Here is a 14,717-nt window from a genome sequence, read left to right on the forward strand (position 1 = left end):
TAAGCTCAAGAGCGGCCAGAAGCGCAAATCGATCATCGTCGCATGTTGGAAACAAGCCGAGCTGTGGTGATGTCATGACTTACGTAAGTCTCAATAAGCTGACCGTCACTTACCTATTGCCTTCGCCGCATCCATTCGCGCGGACCGTGTATCCAACCGGCGTGAAAGGGCGCGTTGAACTGCGTCCAGGAGGGCGTCGCCGCTAACTGACGCAAATGCGGGGCGCTGCAACCTTCTTGAAAACGTGTGGCGAAGTGATCGCCAAGGAGGGATATGCGACCGGGCTTGCTTGAACGGCAATCGGCATCGATGCAAGCCTGGCTTCCGCGGTCGTCGTTCTCGGACTGAGAGAACGACGCTGCCTAACCGCCACTTGCGCGATTGACCGAAGCTGACTGGATTCGAGCAAGAACGGATGTCCGCTAAGCGCTGTTCAGAGCCAGGTACCACCCTGACGTTCGGTCGGCTCTCGTTCCAGGGCGTCGAAATCGTGAATCCAGTCCAGATGATGAAGCAGGCTTTCGCGTGATTGCAGCCGGGCGTTGCGCGCCTGTGCTTCAGGTCCGTCCGGCAGATGCAGCACATCCGCCGTCGATATCGACGCGTACTGCACCTTGCGCGTGCGGCCCCGACGCAAGCGCTCATAAGCCTCCTGTGCATCACGCCAGCGACCCGGGCCCGCTTTGGCCAATTGAGCGGCCAGCACCACGGCGTCTTCGATCGACTGATTGGCGCCCTGACCGTGATGCGGCACGAGCGCGTGCGCGGCATCGCCGATGAGCGTCACGCGGCCCTTGCTCCAGCGCCCGAGCGGCGGACGATGGAACAAGCCCCAGCGCTGGCTGATCGGCACCGCCGAGATCATCTGCACAACCGCCGGATGCCAGTCCTTGATCAGACGCAACTGCTCGCCCTCGCTCGCAGGCGTGACCCAGTCACGAGACGCCCACGGCGACGGATGACGCTCGACGAGCAGGAAGTTCTGGTCGCCGTTGTCGCCGATCGGATAATGCAGCAGGTGGCCCTGCGGGCCGACCCAGAACTGAATCGCCTCGGGATCGGGCAGCAGATGCATGCGTTCGGCCGGCACCAAGCCGCGAAAACCCGAGCAGCCGGAATATAGCGCGTCGTCGTAGCCGAGCATCCAGCGACGCGTAATCGAGCGGGCCCCGTCCGCGCCAATCACCAGATCGGCGTCGATGCGCCGGCCGTTGGCGAAACTCAGGCTCACACGATCCGGATGCTGCACGATATCGGTCAGCCGGTGGCCGAGATTAATGTGCTCGAGGCCGACCGCCTTCGACAGCACGGCCTGCAGATCCGCGCGATGCACGCCCCAGTACGATCCTCCGAACTGCTCGCGATAGCTCGGTTCGCCGTGATGCCGGCCGATCACTTCGCCGCTGCGCCCATCGCGATAGATCAACGCGGGGATCTCGGCGCACACCGCATCAAACGCTGCGCGGAGTCCCATGTGCTCGTAAAACCGCGTCGCATTTGCCGAGAGCGCGACGGCCGCGCCGACCTCGCGAAGCTCGTCGGTCTGCTCGTAGAGTTGCGCGTCGATTCCACGTTCTCGCAGCGCGAGCGCGAGCGTCAGGCCGCCGATGCCGGCACCGATGATTGCGATGTTCAGATCCATTCGTTCCATGAGGCGTCTCCAGTGTTCAGACTGTGTATCCGGCACCGCATTTCCGCCTGGCCAAGGCCGATTGCGTGCGGGGTGTCTGAATTCTCGGTATTGGCCGCGCATTTCACAATAAAATGGCGTGAATCCACGACATCACTGAAATCAATGAAGCTTAGAGATCCGCGCCATGAACCTGAGCGATATCGATCTCAATCTGCTGCTGCTTTTTCATCGATTGATGCGGGAGCGGCGCGTGTCGACCGTTGCCGAGCAGATGAACATGAGTCAGCCGGGCGTGAGCAACGCGCTCGCCAAGTTGCGTCGGCGGCTCGGTGATCCGTTGTTCGTCCGCGGGCCGGGCGGCGTCGTGCCCACGCCCTTCGCCTTGAGCCTCGCGGAGCCGGTCGGTCAGGCGCTCGCGATTCTGCACGCCGCGCTCCATCCCGAGACGGGTTTCGATCCGCTGCGCGTCACGCGCACGATTACCATCGGCATGACCGATATCGGCGAGGTCGTCTTTCTGCCTGCGCTCGTCGAACGGCTGTCACGCGAGGCGCCAGGCATCGCGCTCAACACGGTTCGCGACACGAGCATCGATCTGCGACACGAGATGGCCGAAGGCAGGGTCGATCTCGCCATCGGGCTTTTGCCGCAACTCAAGGGTGGGTTTTATCAGCGCCGCCTGTTCGATCAGCGGTATGTCTGCCTGTTCAGGCGCGGCCACGCGCTCGAAGACGCGCCGCTCACGCTCGCCGCGTGGAGCGAGGCGGAGCATCTGGTGGTGGTGTCCGCCGGCACCGGGCACGGTCGAGTGGACGACTGGCTGAAACAGCGCCGCGTGCACCGCCGGGTGCGATTGACGGTCCCGCACTTCATGAGCGTCGGCTACATCCTGCAACGCACCGACCTGATCGCCACGGTGCCGGAGCAACTGGCTCTCCAACTGGCTGCGCCGTTCTCCCTCAGCCTGCGCGCATTGCCTTTGACGTTACCCGCTGCGCCGATCCATTTGCTCTGGCATGCGCGAGTTCAACAGGACGAAGGCAATCGATGGCTGCGCGAGATGGTGATCGATCTGTTCGCAGAATCGGCGAAAAAGACGCAAGGAAAGAAGATCGTGCGGAAAAGCTAGACGCTGAGCGGTCAAATTTGAGGAAGCGAGCATACAAAGGCACATGGCATGAGGGTCGCTTGCAGACGTCGTCAAGGTACATTCCAAGGTCAGCTGCACCCGGCAAGCGGCCGTTGACGGCCTGCGGTGTAGACCATCAGCTGTGGGTCGGGTTATGCCTCTTGCATGAGACGCGCTGCCGAGGTGATCGTCGCATGCGGCCGCGGGGGCACAGTGCGGCCAGCAGCGGTCGTTCATCGGACAGTGCGGGACGTCGGCTGAAGGTCCGCTTCCAGGCGGAATTCACCCATTCAGAAATTTCAGCAATCTCTTGTTTGTCCTTTGCCCTTCTGATCTGGAAGAATATGAAGAGCAGGCCGAAGATCGCATTGGTTGGTGTCGCGAGAGCCCACAGGCAGGTCTTCCAGTCCGGGGACACCTGGGGCATCATGGCTTGCTCTCGCATCGAGGTTTGTTGCATCCACTTTCACCGCCCGACTTGCCCCGCCGTGCTCGAGAGCCGGTCACGGTCTGAAAGCGGCCGCTTCCAAGCCATGACTGCTCATGCCACCTTCAGTGGGTGCTCTTTCAGGTAGGTCTTGAGCGCGTCATTCATGCGCGTCTGCCAGCCCGCGCCAGTCGCTCGAAATGCCTCCAGAACTTCTGCGTCATATCGCATCGTCAGCTGTTCTTTCGGGTTCTCCTTCGGCGGCCGACCCATGCGCTTCTGCATGACTTCCACGAACGGGCGCGCTTTCGCGAAATCATTGGCGGTCCATTCCGGGTTATCCGGATCCGCTGCGATGCCACGCTGGATTGCTGCCTCCGTGGTGGCGGTGTTGCGGATCAGCTTAGTCTTGCTCATATGCGTCAATCTCCATGTTGCTCGCCTTGCGCAGGCTGATGATGCGCATGGTCTCGTCGCGGGGCGTGAAAACCACGCTGTACAGCCGCCAGCCTAACAGTGCAATGCCCCTGTACCGATCCTCACTGTAGTCGTGCCGGGTGTCCAGCACTACAAGCATTCCGTCCCAGTCGAGCCGCGCGGCCTCGGCGAGCGATACGCCGTGCTTTGCCTGGTTCGAGGCGTCTTTCGCCCGGGTCAAATGTGATTTTCATTCCACTTATTGTAGTGTCGAAAAGCATGGGGTGCAATGACTTTCTGTAACGCCAAAAAATCATTGCACATTGTTTCGTGAGTGCATACTCCGCGAGCGGCCAGCGGCGGGCACAGACCTGAATGACCGGGATGAAGATGGGATCGGCCACACACTTCGCACGAAGGTAGCCGTCTGCTCCGGGTCGGAACTTGTCGCTTGGGTGTCGTCGTGCCGCGGGAGCCCGCGAGAGGGTGTGGCGTCGGGCCGGGCTCCCCCTTATTTTCAGCCGTATCAACAGTGCGATGGCCAGGCGGCAGCATCGTCATCTTGCTGTAATGACGAAGTCATTACGATTCTGATATACTCTAGCCTTCTCCAGCTTTTCAGGGAGGCCTGTATGCCTACCCCGCACGCCGTCGCTCCAAGGCGCGAGGCGCTCAACATGCGAATCACGTCCGACGAGCGCAATCTGATCGACCGGGCCGCTGCTGCTCGGGGCCAGACGCGCACCGACTTCATTCTCGCGGCAGCGCGCGCCGCAGCTGAGGAAACGCTTGTTGAGACCGCGCTCGTCCGTGCGACACCCGAGGTCTTCGCCGAGTTCATGGCGCGCCTCGACGCTGCGCCTGCGCCGAATGAGCGCCTCAAACGCACCATGCGCACACCCGCACCCTGGGACGCTCCCAGCGGAGCGGCATGACGCTGCGCGCACCAGAGCCCCTCCATAGCCACCATGTGCTCAAAACTTTTGAGTCGGGGGAAACGAGCCTCGACGAATGGCTGAGGCGCCGCGCGCTCAAGAACCAAGCGAGCGGCGCCACGCGTACCTTCGTCGTCTGCGACGATGCGGGAGTGATCGCCTACTACGCGCTCGCTTCGGGCGCTGTCGATGTAGACGCGGCGCCAGGTCGTTTCCGCCGCAACATGCCTGATCCTATCCCCGTGGTCGTGCTCGCACGGTTGGCCGTCGATCGCGCTTGGCAGGGTAAAGGCGTGGCTCGGGCACTGATGCGCGATGCCGGCGCTCGCATCGCGCAGGCAGCAGACGTAATAGGGATTCGCGGCGTCATCGCGCACGCGCTCAACCAGGACGCGCACCGCTTCTATCTCGCGCTGGGCTTCGAGGTCTCGCCGCTTGCACCGATGACGGTCATGATGACGCTGGCGGACCTGAAGGCCGCGCTCTGATCCAACGCGACACATGCCTCTTGGGGCTCTGGATGACCATTCGGCGACCTGATCGGTCAGAGGTCGGCCACAAGCGGACGCTCGACCGCAGCTCGAGGATCGCTAACAATCTCGGGAAACCAGTGCTTCCATCAATGGATATTCTCGAACCAAACCGCTCACCGCCTGAATCGGAGATGTCGCTCGCGCCTTGGATGTTGGAGCACCGCGCACCGGGCGCGCGCGAGTTTGTCGGGCAGCTCGCGGCCGCTGAGGTGATGCCATGGCGATGTCCTTGTGGCTGTGGGTTCATCAATTTCCAGATCAATGGCCACGAACCTGCACCGCCGGTGCGTACACATCCTTGGCAACTTCATATTCGGCCCGGACGAGAAGGCAGCGGGAATATTTATATTCGAGAGCGGTGGTCTCTTGAGCGGGATCGAGGTCTACGGGCTGGCCGGCGATGTCCCTGCCGTTTTGCCACGAGCAGACGCACTTCGGCTGTTCTCCATCTTGCCAGAGACGCGCTGAAAGACCCATATATCTGTGATTTCCTCGGCCTACCCGAAAGCACGCAGGAGCGCGATATCGCACGAGCGCTCACGCTGCATATAACTCGCTTCCAGGCGAACTTGATCTCGACACACGCAGGGCACCATCAGGCGACATCAGCGAGAATTTGACCGACTGGGCATTGGTTTGACGTCAATTGAGCAATTTGCTACAATGGTTTGGTTCAAATGCTCATTTTGGGATGTTGCGATGGCTGCGATTTCTTCGTCGGATCAGAAGCCGGTGCGCGGGCGTGCCCGGGCCGCTGCAGCGATGTCAGGCGCGCCAGCCGCGGAAGCGGGCTTGGCGGAATTCGCCGACTTTGTGAGGCTCGGCCCGATTGCCCAGAGCCGGGAGATCCGGCTTGGCCTCGACGCCCAGATCGTTGGGCGTGTTGCGGCGGCGATCCTGAACACGAGCGTGCAGTCGTTGCTGGCCAGCCTTCGCATTCCGTCGAGTACGCTAACCCGGAAGCTCGCGGCCGGCGATCGCCTGAGCAGCGGCGAATCAGACCGCGTCTCGAGGGTCATCCTGATCCACGCACATGCGACCGACGTATTCGAGAGCCGCGACCTGGCTGCACAATGGATGCAGACTCCGCACGCCGAGCTCGATGACGAGATGCCGGTGGCAATGCTCGACACCCAGACCGGCTACGACGAGGTGCAGCGCATCCTGCATCGGATCGAGTTCGGTATCGGTGTATGAAGCTCTACAGGCTCGCGAAGGACCGTCCGGGCAAGTATCGGGCGGACGACCTGAGCGGCAACGGTGCGGCGATCGCGGGCGGTCGCTGGAATCCGCCAGGCATGCGCGCGCTCTACACCTGCGTGAGTCCGTCAACCGCCGTGCTCGAGTTGCGCGTGCACGCGTCGGGGATCATTCCGGCCGGGAACCTTTTCCTGATCGAGGTGAGCGTACCCGACGAGCTGATCGCGCGGGGATATCAGCCGGAGCTGCCGCAGGACTGGGCGGCGCTGGCGGCACCGGCATCGACCGTAGAGATCGGCCGGGCGTGGCTGGCGGAAGGCAGGTCGCTCGCGATGAAGGTCCCGTCGGTAGTGTGCCCCGCAGACTGGAACGTGATTCTCAATCCTCTTCACGGGGATTTTCGGAGCCTGAAGGTGACCCGGCAGGAAGCGTTCGTGCTGGACGCGAGGCTCTTCCGCTGAACGTACGCGAGTGTCACTCGAAACGAGGGCGGTCAGATATTCCGGTTGTATGTCGCCCTCTATGAGAAGCCAAGGGCGAAAGCCGGCCAAAGAACCGTCGCCGCAGTTCGTGGGACGAGGATCGTGAACAGCCGCCGGGCCTCCAGATGAAAAGGCCCGGGTCATCATGCGGTTTGTATTGCCGGCAAAGCGGCGAACTCAGGCAACAGCTGTGTGTTGATACCAGTGCCGGCAGAAGAGCGGCGCAGTGCGGTCAGGTCCTGCAGTAGTGAATGGTGATGGCCGGGATATGCGAAGCAGCTCAGGGTTTCTGGTACAGGTCGGGGTAGCGTCGCGACCGGTCATGCCGCTCCTGTGGATGGTGGAAAAAGTAGCCCAGCTTCGCCCAGAGCGACATCCTGTGCTGGGGCGGATGGTCGGTCGCCGCGTGTTCGCTGTTTGTGCCCTGCCTGCCATGCTCGGTGCGATGATCTCCGTTCGTCGCTTTTCCGTTGGCCGCAGACGTGGACGAGGCCTGCTGTGTGTCATCCGGAGTTGCGGGCGGTGCTTCCGGAATTGCCGCAATGCGCGCGCTCAGCTCGGCCAGCGCCGCCGTTACATCGGGTCGGATCGGAAAAGGGGAATTCCGGTTCGCATCGCGGTGAAACCACCAGCCGGCATACAGCGAGGCGCCGGAAATCGCCACGATTGCGGCGGCAATCCATAACGACCAGCGCAGCAGCCGCGCGGATTCAAAGTGCGGTGCGCCTGCCAGGGCACCGTCGAGCGGTTCGGGTGTCAACGCCGTTTCCAGAGCGGGCTCCCACGATTCATTGGTGTCGGTCACGCGCGCCTCCTGCCTGATCATCTGCGCGAGTTACATTGACGATACATCGCGGCCCGTGACAGCCGCGACCGCGTCGCAGTGTGCGATGGTAAAGCAATTCATCTGCTCCAGCCGGCAACGTGACATCCCGCATGGCGCAATGTTCGCGCCGCGCAGGGATGCCGCGAGGACACCGGCGGGAGCAACGGGGGATCGTCTGGAGTTGCAGGCGTGCTGCGTACGAGGGGTCACGCCTGCGGTGCCGCGCATGAGGCTGGTCTGCACAACCAGCGAATGACGCGTGCGCAAAAAAGTGAGCCGTCGGGTATTCGTTGCCGCAAATGATGGAGCGCCAGTCAGATCCATGTGCCGTCGCGAACATCGTCGTCCGGTGTGGGCGGCGTCTTGTGCGACCGCTGCGTCCCGGCGACTGCACGACGGCGCTTTCATGCAGCAAATTGCGGGCCTTCTGTTGCGGGCGCAGCGGTCTTCCGGCCGACCGTCCGCACCGGTCGCGCGAGGTGCCGTGAAAGCCGCGTCGCGACAGGCCCCGCGCTCAACGGCGCGACTATCGTCCGACAATCGTCGGGACGACCTCGCGCATCATTTCTACAAAACGTACCAGTCGCGATGGATAAAACTGCGCATGCGGATAGGTCAGATAGATCGGCAACGGTGCAGCCTGCCAGCGTGGTGCAAGCTGGATCAGCTCGCCGTTCTCGATCGCGTCCGTGAGCAGCCATGCCGAACCGATTCCCACGCCGAGCCCCAGCAGCGCCGCGCTGCGTAGCGCGTACAGGTTCTCGGTGCTGATGCGCGGGCGGATCGGAAAGCTCACGGTTTCGCCGGTCGTGTCGTGCGTGAGGCGCACCTCGTTGCGGTAATAGGTGCGCAACGCGAGCCACGGCAGCGCAGCCAGCCCGGACGGATGCTCGGGCGGCGGCGCACCTTCGAGCACCGACGGCGCCGCGACGACGATGCGCGGGATGGCCGACAGCCTGATCGCGACCACTGCCGGGTCGGTCGGCTCGCCCGCCTGGATTGCGCAGTCGATGCCGGCACCGATGAAGTCGCGCACCTCGTCCTGCAGCAGCCACTCGACGGTGACGCGCGGATAGCGTCGCAGAAAGTCCGCGAGCGGCCCGACAAACTTCTCCTGACCAAACGCGTGCGGTGCCGCAATCCGCAGCCGGCCTTCCGGCTCTTCCTGTGCGCCGCGCAGGTCCGCCTCGAATGCCGCCCAGCTCGCGAGCAGTTCCTTCGCGCGGCTGAAGCAGCGCTCGCCATCCACGGTGAGACGCATCGCATGGGTGGAACGCTGCAGCAGCCGCACGCCGAGCGATTGCTCGAGCGTCTGCAGGCGCCGGCTGACGGTGGGCTGGGTTGCGTTCAGCTGCGAGGCCGCGGCGGACAGGCTGCCGGCCTCCACGATGCGCACGAACGTTTCCATCAGTTGCAGGCGATCGCCTGCAGCGGCAAGACTGGCGCCGCGCGGCGTCGCGCTCGCGGTGCGGCCGTGCTTCGACGGGGCAGGGCGTGAAGTGATCATGCGCTGAGCGTATAACAAATCTGCGGCCAGTGGTACTACCGTGAAGTGGTGCGACGAAGCACACTCGCCTTCATTGTTCGAATGCGAGGTACCTTGAATGTCCACGATGCATGACACTGGCGTTGAAGCCTGCGAACCGGTCTGCGAACCGGTCGCGCTTCCTGCTGCTTCCACCGAACCAGCCGCGGGCGGCAGCGCGCTGCTCACGCCGCGGCTGGTGCTGCTGCTGGCGGCGGGCGCGGGCCTTGGCGTCGCGCCGCTCTACTACAGCCAGCCGATGCTCGGCGTGCTGGGCGCCGACACCGGCGCCTCGGCGCGGATCGTCGGACTCGTGCCCACGCTGACGCAGCTCGGCTATGCGGTTGGCATCCTGTTCCTCGCGCCGCTCGGCGACCGCTTCGACCGTCGTCGCGTGATTCTCGTCAAGGCTGCGTCGCTTGTGGCGGCATTGCTGCTGGCAGCGCTGTCACCGTCGATTGGGCTGCTGCTTGTCGCCAGTCTTGCGACTGGCATCGCGGCGACGCTTGCGCAGGACATCGTGCCGGCCGCCGCCATGCTCGCGCCGCAGGCGCATCGCGGCAAGGTGGTCGGCACTGTGATGACAGGATTGCTGCTGGGGATTCTGCTGTCGCGCGTCGTGAGCGGCTGCGTGGCGGGCGAACTCGGCTGGCGCGCGACCTTCGGGCTCGCGGCGGCAAGCGTCGCGGCGATCGGCGTGGCGTCCTGGCGCGGCCTGCCGCGCTTCGCACCGACCACGACGCTGCCGTACGGCGCGCTGCTCGCTTCGCTCGCGCAGCTGTGGCGCGGACATCGCGCGCTGCGCCGTGCGGCGCTCGCGCAGGGGCTGCTTGCGATCGGCTTCAGCGCGTTCTGGTCGACACTCGCGATGATGCTGCGCGGCGCACCGTTTCACCTCGGCAGCGCGGCGGCGGGCGCGTTCGGTCTCGCCGGTGCAGCGGGCGCACTGGCCGCGCCGCTGGCGGGGCGTCTCGCGGATCGTCGTGGCCCTGAACTCGTCACGCGCCTCGGCGCGGCGCTCGCAACACTGTCCTTCGCGGCGATGGGCTTCATGCCGCTGCTGTCGCCGCACGCGCAGCTGGCGTTGCTCGCCGTGTGTGCGCTCGGCTTCGACCTCGGTTTCCAGACGATGCTGATCGCGCATCAAACGATCATCTACGGCCTCGATCCGGTCGCCCGCAGCCGGCTCAACGCGGTGCTGTTCGTCGGCATGTTCATCGGCATGGCGACGGGCGCGGCCGCCGGCAGCGTGTTGCTCGCGCAATGGGGCTGGACCGCGGTAACTGTGCTCGCCACCACGATGGGGCTCGCGGCGCTGACCGTGCGGCTCTGCAGTCCGGCCGCTCAGGCGACGGACCTGGCTATTGCTGCGCGCGTCTGAACGGATGCTCCTCGACCGGTTTCATCCAGTGGCTCGATTCCGGGTAAACGACAGGCTCCAGATGAAATGAAAATGTCGGAATCGAATAATTAAACAGACAGGTTCGATTCGAAGTGAATGATGTAGCGCAACGGTATCGAAGACGGCACGGCGACGTGGTATCGCAATGCCAGCCCGGGTGCTGTCGCGACAGAAAGCGAGACGTCAGGAAGCTGAATCAAGTTTGACGGCTGATGTGCAATTATCTGCATTCCTGATGAAAGCAATTCGTCTTTTAGGCATCCAGGACATAGAGGTATTCAAGGCGTGACACGCTATCCCGTTTGTTGTCCGACGAACCGAACGCGCAATGTCGGCGCGTTCCAATGAACCCGTCAGAACGTCGTACGTCGCGCACGTTGCTGTGGAAACCGGCCATGCGGCGGCGATCGCTGGCAACGGGGTGCCGGCGGGTGGAACGTTCGACATACGAGACGCGGCTGGACAACAAGAGAGTGTGCGATGAACCTCAGCAATGAACTGGATCATGTCAACCAGCATGCGTGGAACTCGCGCGATGCCAGACGCGAGTTCACGACCTCACGAGGCTGGAGCGACCCGGGAGAACAGGCGGCGGTGGATTGGTGCGCGCCGTACTGCCGCCGGCAACCGCTACTTGATGTCGGCGTTGGCGCGGGCCGTACCGTGCCGATGATGACCGCGCTGTCGAGCGACTACACGGCGGTCGATTACACGCCGAAGCTCGTCGAGCTGTGCCGCGCGCGTTATCCGCACATCGACGTGCGCGTGATGGATGCGCGCGACATGTCTGCGCTTCCATCCGATCACTACGCGCTCGTGCAGTTCAGCTGGAACGGCATCGACTGCGTCGATCACGACGGTCGCATCAGCATCCTGCGCGAGATGAAGCGGGTCGCGCGTCCGGGCGGGCTGATCCTGTTTTCGTCGCACAATCGCGAAGGCCCGGGTTTTCGCGAGCCGCTTTCGCGCCTGCTGCCGGCGTTTTCGTTCAACCCGCTGCGGTTTGGCGTGCGAACGCTGCGTTCGCTGAAACGTCTGCCGCCCGGCGCGATCAACTACCTGCGCCACGCGCATCTCGCGCGTGACTTCGACGGTTACTCGCTCGCCACCGCGGCCGCGCACAACTTCGGCATTGTGATCGTCTACACGACGATCCAGCACGAACGGCAGACGCTCGCGGCGCTCGGGCTCGAACTCGAGGTCATGTACGGCAGCACGGACAGCCGTCCGATACCCGCCGATGCGCAGTCGAGCGACGCATGGTGGCTGCATTTCGTTGCGCGAAAGCCGGTGCTTCATGCGGCGGTCTGAAGTGCGGAACGGTAGGGTTGCGCGTCGCGCGGAGCATTGAAAATCCGGCGTTATACCAAAAATTGGTAGATGATGGGCGGGTTCGAGAGGAGAGCCTGATGCCGCGCAACACGTCCGTTTCTCTCGGCGATCACCTCGCCGGGTTCGTCGACACCCAGGTCGCTTCGGGCCGCTATGGCTCGGCGAGCGATGTCGTGCGGGCCGGCCTGCGCCTGCTCGAATCGCATGAAACGCAGGTGCGCGCGCTGCAGGAAGCATTGAAGGCCGGCGAGGCATCGGGTGCGCCAGCCCCGTTCGATAGCGAAGCGTTCCTCGCCCGCATGCGGACCTCGCATGGCAAGTAGCAGGCGGCCGCTCAGGCTGACGCCGCTTGCCGGAACCGATCTCGAAGACATCTGGCGTTACTCCGCTGCGCAGTGGTCGCCCGAACAGGCCGACCCGTATCACCGCGATCTGGTCGCGACGATGGAAGCGCTGGCTGCCGGGAAGAAGTCAGGTCGCGCGTGCACCGTGCGGGACGGCTATTTCCGCTACGGCGTGGGTTCGCACGTTGTCTTCTACCTGGAGTCCCCGCATACGCTGGATGTCATCCGGGTGCTTCACCAGCGCACGGACATCGAACGTCATCTGTAGGAGACGGACGCACGCGGGCTGTCCGCTCCGCACTCCAGCCGCAACTGCTCGATGAACGACTGCTGCATGGCCGTGCCGAGCCAGTCGCTGCGGAGCGTGTAGCCAACGGTGCGTTCCGACGCGGGGATTTCGAGTTCCAGCGCGACCATCTCGCTGCCGAGGTACGCCTCGCGGATCTGCGAGCGCGATTGCAGCGTGATGCAGTCGCTCTCCGTGAGCATCGCCATCATCATCGCAAGCGAACTGGTTTCGACCACGAGCGGTGGCTGCTTCGGCAGGCGCGCGAGAATCGCATCGATCACCGTGCGGCGCGGGACGCCACGTTGCGGGACGACCCAGTCGAACGCGGCAAGGTCGCGCGCGCTGACCTTCTTCCGGCCCGCGAGCCGGTGTCCTTTTCTCACCGCCACCACGTAAGGATCGGCGAACAGTTCGCTCTCCTGCACGGATTCCGACAGGCGCGGCTCGCGCAGCGCACCGAGCAGCACGTCGATCGTGCCGAAGCGTAGTTCGCGCAGCAGGCGTGCATGCGAACCCTCGTCGACGGTGACCTTGGCGGCAGGGTAGATCGCGAGCAGCCGGCGGATCGCACGCGCGACGAGCCGGGGCGGCAGCATCGGCAGAATGCCGATCGCGACCTTGCCGGTCATCTGCCCGCGCGCGTATGCGAGGTCTTCGCGAGCCTGGGCGATCTCGTACAGCGCGAGACTCAGGCAGCGTGCGAACTCGACGCCCGCGGCGTTTGCCGACACGCTATGCACGCGGCGCCGGTACAGCGTCACGCCAACCGCCTGCTCGATCTGCCTCGCGGCGCGGTGCACGGCGGGTTGCGAGACGTCGAGCTGCTGCGCCGCCTCCGCGGCCGAGCCGCATCGTGCGATCGCGATGTGACAGCGTACCTGCGTGTCGGTCAGATGCCGGCAGACCTTGGCGATCGACGCTGCAGACAGCGCTTCGCAGCCGGGCAGACCTGCGACCGCGCGCTCCATCTGATCGAGCATGCGCCGCACGCGGCGCTGCAGGATCGCACCTTCCTGCGTCAGTTCGCTGCCGCCGTAGCCGCGCACGAACAATGCGCCGCCGAAGCTCTCTTCGAGCTTCCCGATAGCGAGGCTCACCGCGGGCTGGGTGCGGCCCGCCTGGGACGCCGCCGCGCCGATTCCGCCCGCGGCACAAACTGCGTCGAACAGAAAGAGGCGCCGCAGGCGCGTCAGATCGTCGTCCATCCGGGCTCCTGATTTCGTGGAAGAAGCGCGGCGAAATTCTACGGGAGAACCCTCGGCTTAACCAGAATTTATGTCCGGCAGCAAAGTTCATATTAAGGGATTCGACGCAGGCAAGCTTACAGTGACGTGCATCGAGCAAGCCATCTTTCAGCCAGGAGTTCGTTCATGTCCGTTGTCATCGACACTCACACTCACGCCATTTCCCCGGATCCGCAGCGCTATCCGCTGGCTCCCGTCGGCGGTCACCAGTCGGAATGGTCGGTGCAACGGCCCGTCAGTTTCGAAGGGCTGCTGGCGGCAATGGACGAAGCCTGCATCGATCGCGCGGTGGTCGTGCAGGCATCGACGGTGTATGGCAACGACAATAGTTATGTCGTCGACGCGGTGCGTGCGCATCGCGACCGCTTTGCCGGCGTGTGTTCGGTCGACGTGCTGGCGAGCGATGCGGTTGCGCAGCTCGAGCGCTGGCTCGATGCGGGACTGGGCGGCCTGCGGCTATTCACGACGGGCAGCACGATGCCTGGCCAGGCGGGCTGGCTTGACGACGAGCGATCGTTTCCGGTCTGGGAATACGCGCAGCAGCACGATGTGCCGATCTGCCTGCAGATGACCGCGCTCGGCATTCCGGCATTGCTGAAGATGCTCGCGCGCTTTCCCGCCGTGCGCGTGCTGCTCGATCATCTCGCGCGGCCAGAGCTTGCGGGCGGCCCGCCATACGAAGCAGCGGCGCCGCTTTTCAGTCTCGCCGCACATCCGGGCGTCTTCCTCAAGCTGACCAACCGCACGATCGCGGAGTCGTCCCGAGGCGCATCGACGCCGGCCGCGTTTTTCCCGCGGGTGCTCGATGCGTTCGGTGCCGGCCGCATCGCGTGGGGATCCAATTTCCCGGCCGCCGAAGGCGCGCTTTCGCAACTGCTGGCGGATGCACGTGAAAGTCTCGCGATGCTTCCTGCTGATGCACGCGAAGCCATTTTCGGCGGGACCGCACGCGGGCTCTATCCGTCGCTCGTGGCCTGACGCGCACGCAAGGCAATACGT

At 64.1% G+C, this 14,717-nt stretch carries 17 protein-coding genes; 10 read left to right on the forward strand and 7 right to left on the reverse strand.

All coding sequences use genetic code 11. The features are described 5' to 3' along the window. Window positions 1–433: 433 nt before the first annotated feature. Window positions 434–1,651: an FAD-dependent monooxygenase gene (locus tag DVS29_RS32055; protein ID WP_118184554.1), complete on the reverse strand. Its 1,218-nt coding sequence runs from the start codon at window positions 1,649–1,651 to the stop codon at window positions 434–436. A 166-nt stretch (window positions 1,652–1,817) separates the two neighbouring features. On the opposite strand from DVS29_RS32055, the gene DVS29_RS32060 reads away from it, so the two are divergent. Continuing rightward, a complete protein-coding gene (locus tag DVS29_RS32060; protein ID WP_118184555.1) occupies window positions 1,818–2,762 on the forward strand; it encodes a LysR family transcriptional regulator in 945 nt (314 codons plus the stop codon). 136 nt (window positions 2,763–2,898) lie between these two features. Here DVS29_RS32060 and DVS29_RS37080 read toward each other — a convergent pair whose 3' ends face one another. The 3 genes from DVS29_RS37080 to DVS29_RS32070 all read right to left on the reverse strand — a co-directional run bounded on the left by DVS29_RS37080 (window position 2,899) and on the right by DVS29_RS32070 (window position 3,847). Then, a complete protein-coding gene (locus tag DVS29_RS37080) occupies window positions 2,899–3,222 on the reverse strand; it encodes a hypothetical protein (protein ID WP_124800742.1) in 324 nt (107 codons plus the stop codon). A gap of 81 nt (window positions 3,223–3,303) precedes the next feature. Next, the gene (locus tag DVS29_RS32065) at window positions 3,304–3,606 is read right to left on the reverse strand and encodes a BrnA antitoxin family protein (protein WP_118184556.1); all 303 of its coding nucleotides are present in this window, start codon (window positions 3,604–3,606) and stop codon (window positions 3,304–3,306) included. Next, a complete protein-coding gene (locus tag DVS29_RS32070) occupies window positions 3,593–3,847 on the reverse strand; it encodes a BrnT family toxin (protein WP_118184557.1) in 255 nt (84 codons plus the stop codon). The genes DVS29_RS32065 and DVS29_RS32070 overlap by 14 nt, the downstream gene beginning before the upstream one ends. Before the next feature lie 436 nt (window positions 3,848–4,283). On the opposite strand from DVS29_RS32070, the gene DVS29_RS32075 reads away from it, so the two are divergent. The 4 genes from DVS29_RS32075 to DVS29_RS32095 all read left to right on the forward strand — a co-directional run bounded on the left by DVS29_RS32075 (window position 4,284) and on the right by DVS29_RS32095 (window position 6,735). Beyond that, entirely contained in the window at window positions 4,284–4,541 is a 258-nt protein-coding gene (locus tag DVS29_RS32075; protein WP_240655915.1) for a type II toxin-antitoxin system TacA family antitoxin, read from the forward strand. Then, window positions 4,538–5,029 carry a GNAT family N-acetyltransferase gene (locus DVS29_RS32080; protein ID WP_118184559.1) on the forward strand — a complete coding sequence of 164 codons (492 nt, stop codon included), beginning with the start codon at window positions 4,538–4,540 and terminating at the stop codon, window positions 5,027–5,029. Before DVS29_RS32075 ends, DVS29_RS32080 begins: the two co-directional genes overlap by 4 nt. Before the next feature lie 744 nt (window positions 5,030–5,773). Next, window positions 5,774–6,271: a type II RES/Xre toxin-antitoxin system antitoxin gene (gene parS, locus DVS29_RS32090; protein ID WP_164708039.1), complete on the forward strand. Its 498-nt coding sequence runs from the start codon at window positions 5,774–5,776 to the stop codon at window positions 6,269–6,271. Further along, entirely contained in the window at window positions 6,268–6,735 is a 468-nt protein-coding gene (locus tag DVS29_RS32095) for an RES family NAD+ phosphorylase (RefSeq protein WP_118184561.1), read from the forward strand. The genes parS and DVS29_RS32095 overlap by 4 nt, the downstream gene beginning before the upstream one ends. A gap of 301 nt (window positions 6,736–7,036) precedes the next feature. Here the strand turns inward: DVS29_RS32095 and DVS29_RS32100 are convergent, their stop codons facing one another. Further along, on the reverse strand, window positions 7,037–7,561 hold the full coding sequence (locus tag DVS29_RS32100) for a hypothetical protein (RefSeq protein WP_124800743.1): 525 nt from the start codon (window positions 7,559–7,561) through the stop codon (window positions 7,037–7,039). Window positions 7,562–8,108: 547 nt separating this feature from the next. Then, a complete protein-coding gene (locus DVS29_RS32105) occupies window positions 8,109–8,990 on the reverse strand; it encodes a LysR family transcriptional regulator (protein ID WP_240655921.1) in 882 nt (293 codons plus the stop codon). A 205-nt stretch (window positions 8,991–9,195) separates the two neighbouring features. Here DVS29_RS32105 and DVS29_RS32110 point away from each other — a divergent pair, with 205 nt between their 5' ends. The 4 genes from DVS29_RS32110 to DVS29_RS32125 all read left to right on the forward strand — a co-directional run bounded on the left by DVS29_RS32110 (window position 9,196) and on the right by DVS29_RS32125 (window position 12,453). Then, entirely contained in the window at window positions 9,196–10,488 is a 1,293-nt protein-coding gene (locus DVS29_RS32110) for an MFS transporter (RefSeq protein ID WP_118184596.1), read from the forward strand. Window positions 10,489–10,989: 501 nt separating this feature from the next. Continuing rightward, window positions 10,990–11,820: a class I SAM-dependent methyltransferase gene (locus tag DVS29_RS32115; RefSeq protein ID WP_118184564.1), complete on the forward strand. Its 831-nt coding sequence runs from the start codon at window positions 10,990–10,992 to the stop codon at window positions 11,818–11,820. A 98-nt stretch (window positions 11,821–11,918) separates the two neighbouring features. Continuing rightward, window positions 11,919–12,164, forward strand: coding sequence for a type II toxin-antitoxin system ParD family antitoxin (locus DVS29_RS32120; protein WP_118184565.1), 246 nt, complete (start codon window positions 11,919–11,921; stop codon window positions 12,162–12,164). Next, the gene (locus tag DVS29_RS32125; protein WP_118184566.1) at window positions 12,154–12,453 is read left to right on the forward strand and encodes a type II toxin-antitoxin system RelE/ParE family toxin; all 300 of its coding nucleotides are present in this window, start codon (window positions 12,154–12,156) and stop codon (window positions 12,451–12,453) included. Before DVS29_RS32120 ends, DVS29_RS32125 begins: the two co-directional genes overlap by 11 nt. On the opposite strand, the gene DVS29_RS32130 is transcribed toward DVS29_RS32125, so the two are convergent. Continuing rightward, on the reverse strand, window positions 12,444–13,679 hold the full coding sequence (locus DVS29_RS32130) for a LysR family transcriptional regulator (protein WP_118184567.1): 1,236 nt from the start codon (window positions 13,677–13,679) through the stop codon (window positions 12,444–12,446). The genes DVS29_RS32125 and DVS29_RS32130 overlap by 10 nt on opposite strands. 165 nt (window positions 13,680–13,844) lie before the next feature. On the opposite strand from DVS29_RS32130, the gene DVS29_RS32135 reads away from it, so the two are divergent. Then, a complete protein-coding gene (locus DVS29_RS32135; RefSeq protein ID WP_118184568.1) occupies window positions 13,845–14,696 on the forward strand; it encodes an amidohydrolase family protein in 852 nt (283 codons plus the stop codon). The last annotated feature ends 21 nt before the right edge of the window (window positions 14,697–14,717 follow it).

The sequence above is a fragment of the Paraburkholderia phosphatilytica genome (genome assembly GCF_003443895.1).
GTDB classification, from domain to species: domain Bacteria; phylum Pseudomonadota; class Gammaproteobacteria; order Burkholderiales; family Burkholderiaceae; genus Paraburkholderia; species Paraburkholderia phosphatilytica.

Coding starts and splice junctions, on each gene's coding strand:
- DVS29_RS32055 (WP_118184554.1), bottom strand. CDS start 1,651: ATGGAACGAATGGATCTGAACATCGCAATCATCGGTGCCGGCATCGGC.
- DVS29_RS32060 (WP_118184555.1), top strand. CDS start 1,818: ATGAACCTGAGCGATATCGATCTCAATCTGCTGCTGCTTTTTCATCGA.
- DVS29_RS37080 (WP_124800742.1), bottom strand. CDS start 3,222: ATGCAACAAACCTCGATGCGAGAGCAAGCCATGATGCCCCAGGTGTCC.
- DVS29_RS32065 (WP_118184556.1), bottom strand. CDS start 3,606: ATGAGCAAGACTAAGCTGATCCGCAACACCGCCACCACGGAGGCAGCA.
- DVS29_RS32075 (WP_240655915.1), top strand. CDS start 4,284: ATGCGAATCACGTCCGACGAGCGCAATCTGATCGACCGGGCCGCTGCT.
- DVS29_RS32080 (WP_118184559.1), top strand. CDS start 4,538: ATGACGCTGCGCGCACCAGAGCCCCTCCATAGCCACCATGTGCTCAAA.
- parS (WP_164708039.1), top strand. CDS start 5,774: ATGGCTGCGATTTCTTCGTCGGATCAGAAGCCGGTGCGCGGGCGTGCC.
- DVS29_RS32095 (WP_118184561.1), top strand. CDS start 6,268: ATGAAGCTCTACAGGCTCGCGAAGGACCGTCCGGGCAAGTATCGGGCG.
- DVS29_RS32105 (WP_240655921.1), bottom strand. CDS start 8,990: ATGGAAACGTTCGTGCGCATCGTGGAGGCCGGCAGCCTGTCCGCCGCG.
- DVS29_RS32110 (WP_118184596.1), top strand. CDS start 9,196: ATGCATGACACTGGCGTTGAAGCCTGCGAACCGGTCTGCGAACCGGTC.
- DVS29_RS32115 (WP_118184564.1), top strand. CDS start 10,990: ATGAACCTCAGCAATGAACTGGATCATGTCAACCAGCATGCGTGGAAC.
- DVS29_RS32120 (WP_118184565.1), top strand. CDS start 11,919: ATGCCGCGCAACACGTCCGTTTCTCTCGGCGATCACCTCGCCGGGTTC.
- DVS29_RS32125 (WP_118184566.1), top strand. CDS start 12,154: ATGGCAAGTAGCAGGCGGCCGCTCAGGCTGACGCCGCTTGCCGGAACC.
- DVS29_RS32130 (WP_118184567.1), bottom strand. CDS start 13,679: ATGGACGACGATCTGACGCGCCTGCGGCGCCTCTTTCTGTTCGACGCA.
- DVS29_RS32135 (WP_118184568.1), top strand. CDS start 13,845: ATGTCCGTTGTCATCGACACTCACACTCACGCCATTTCCCCGGATCCG.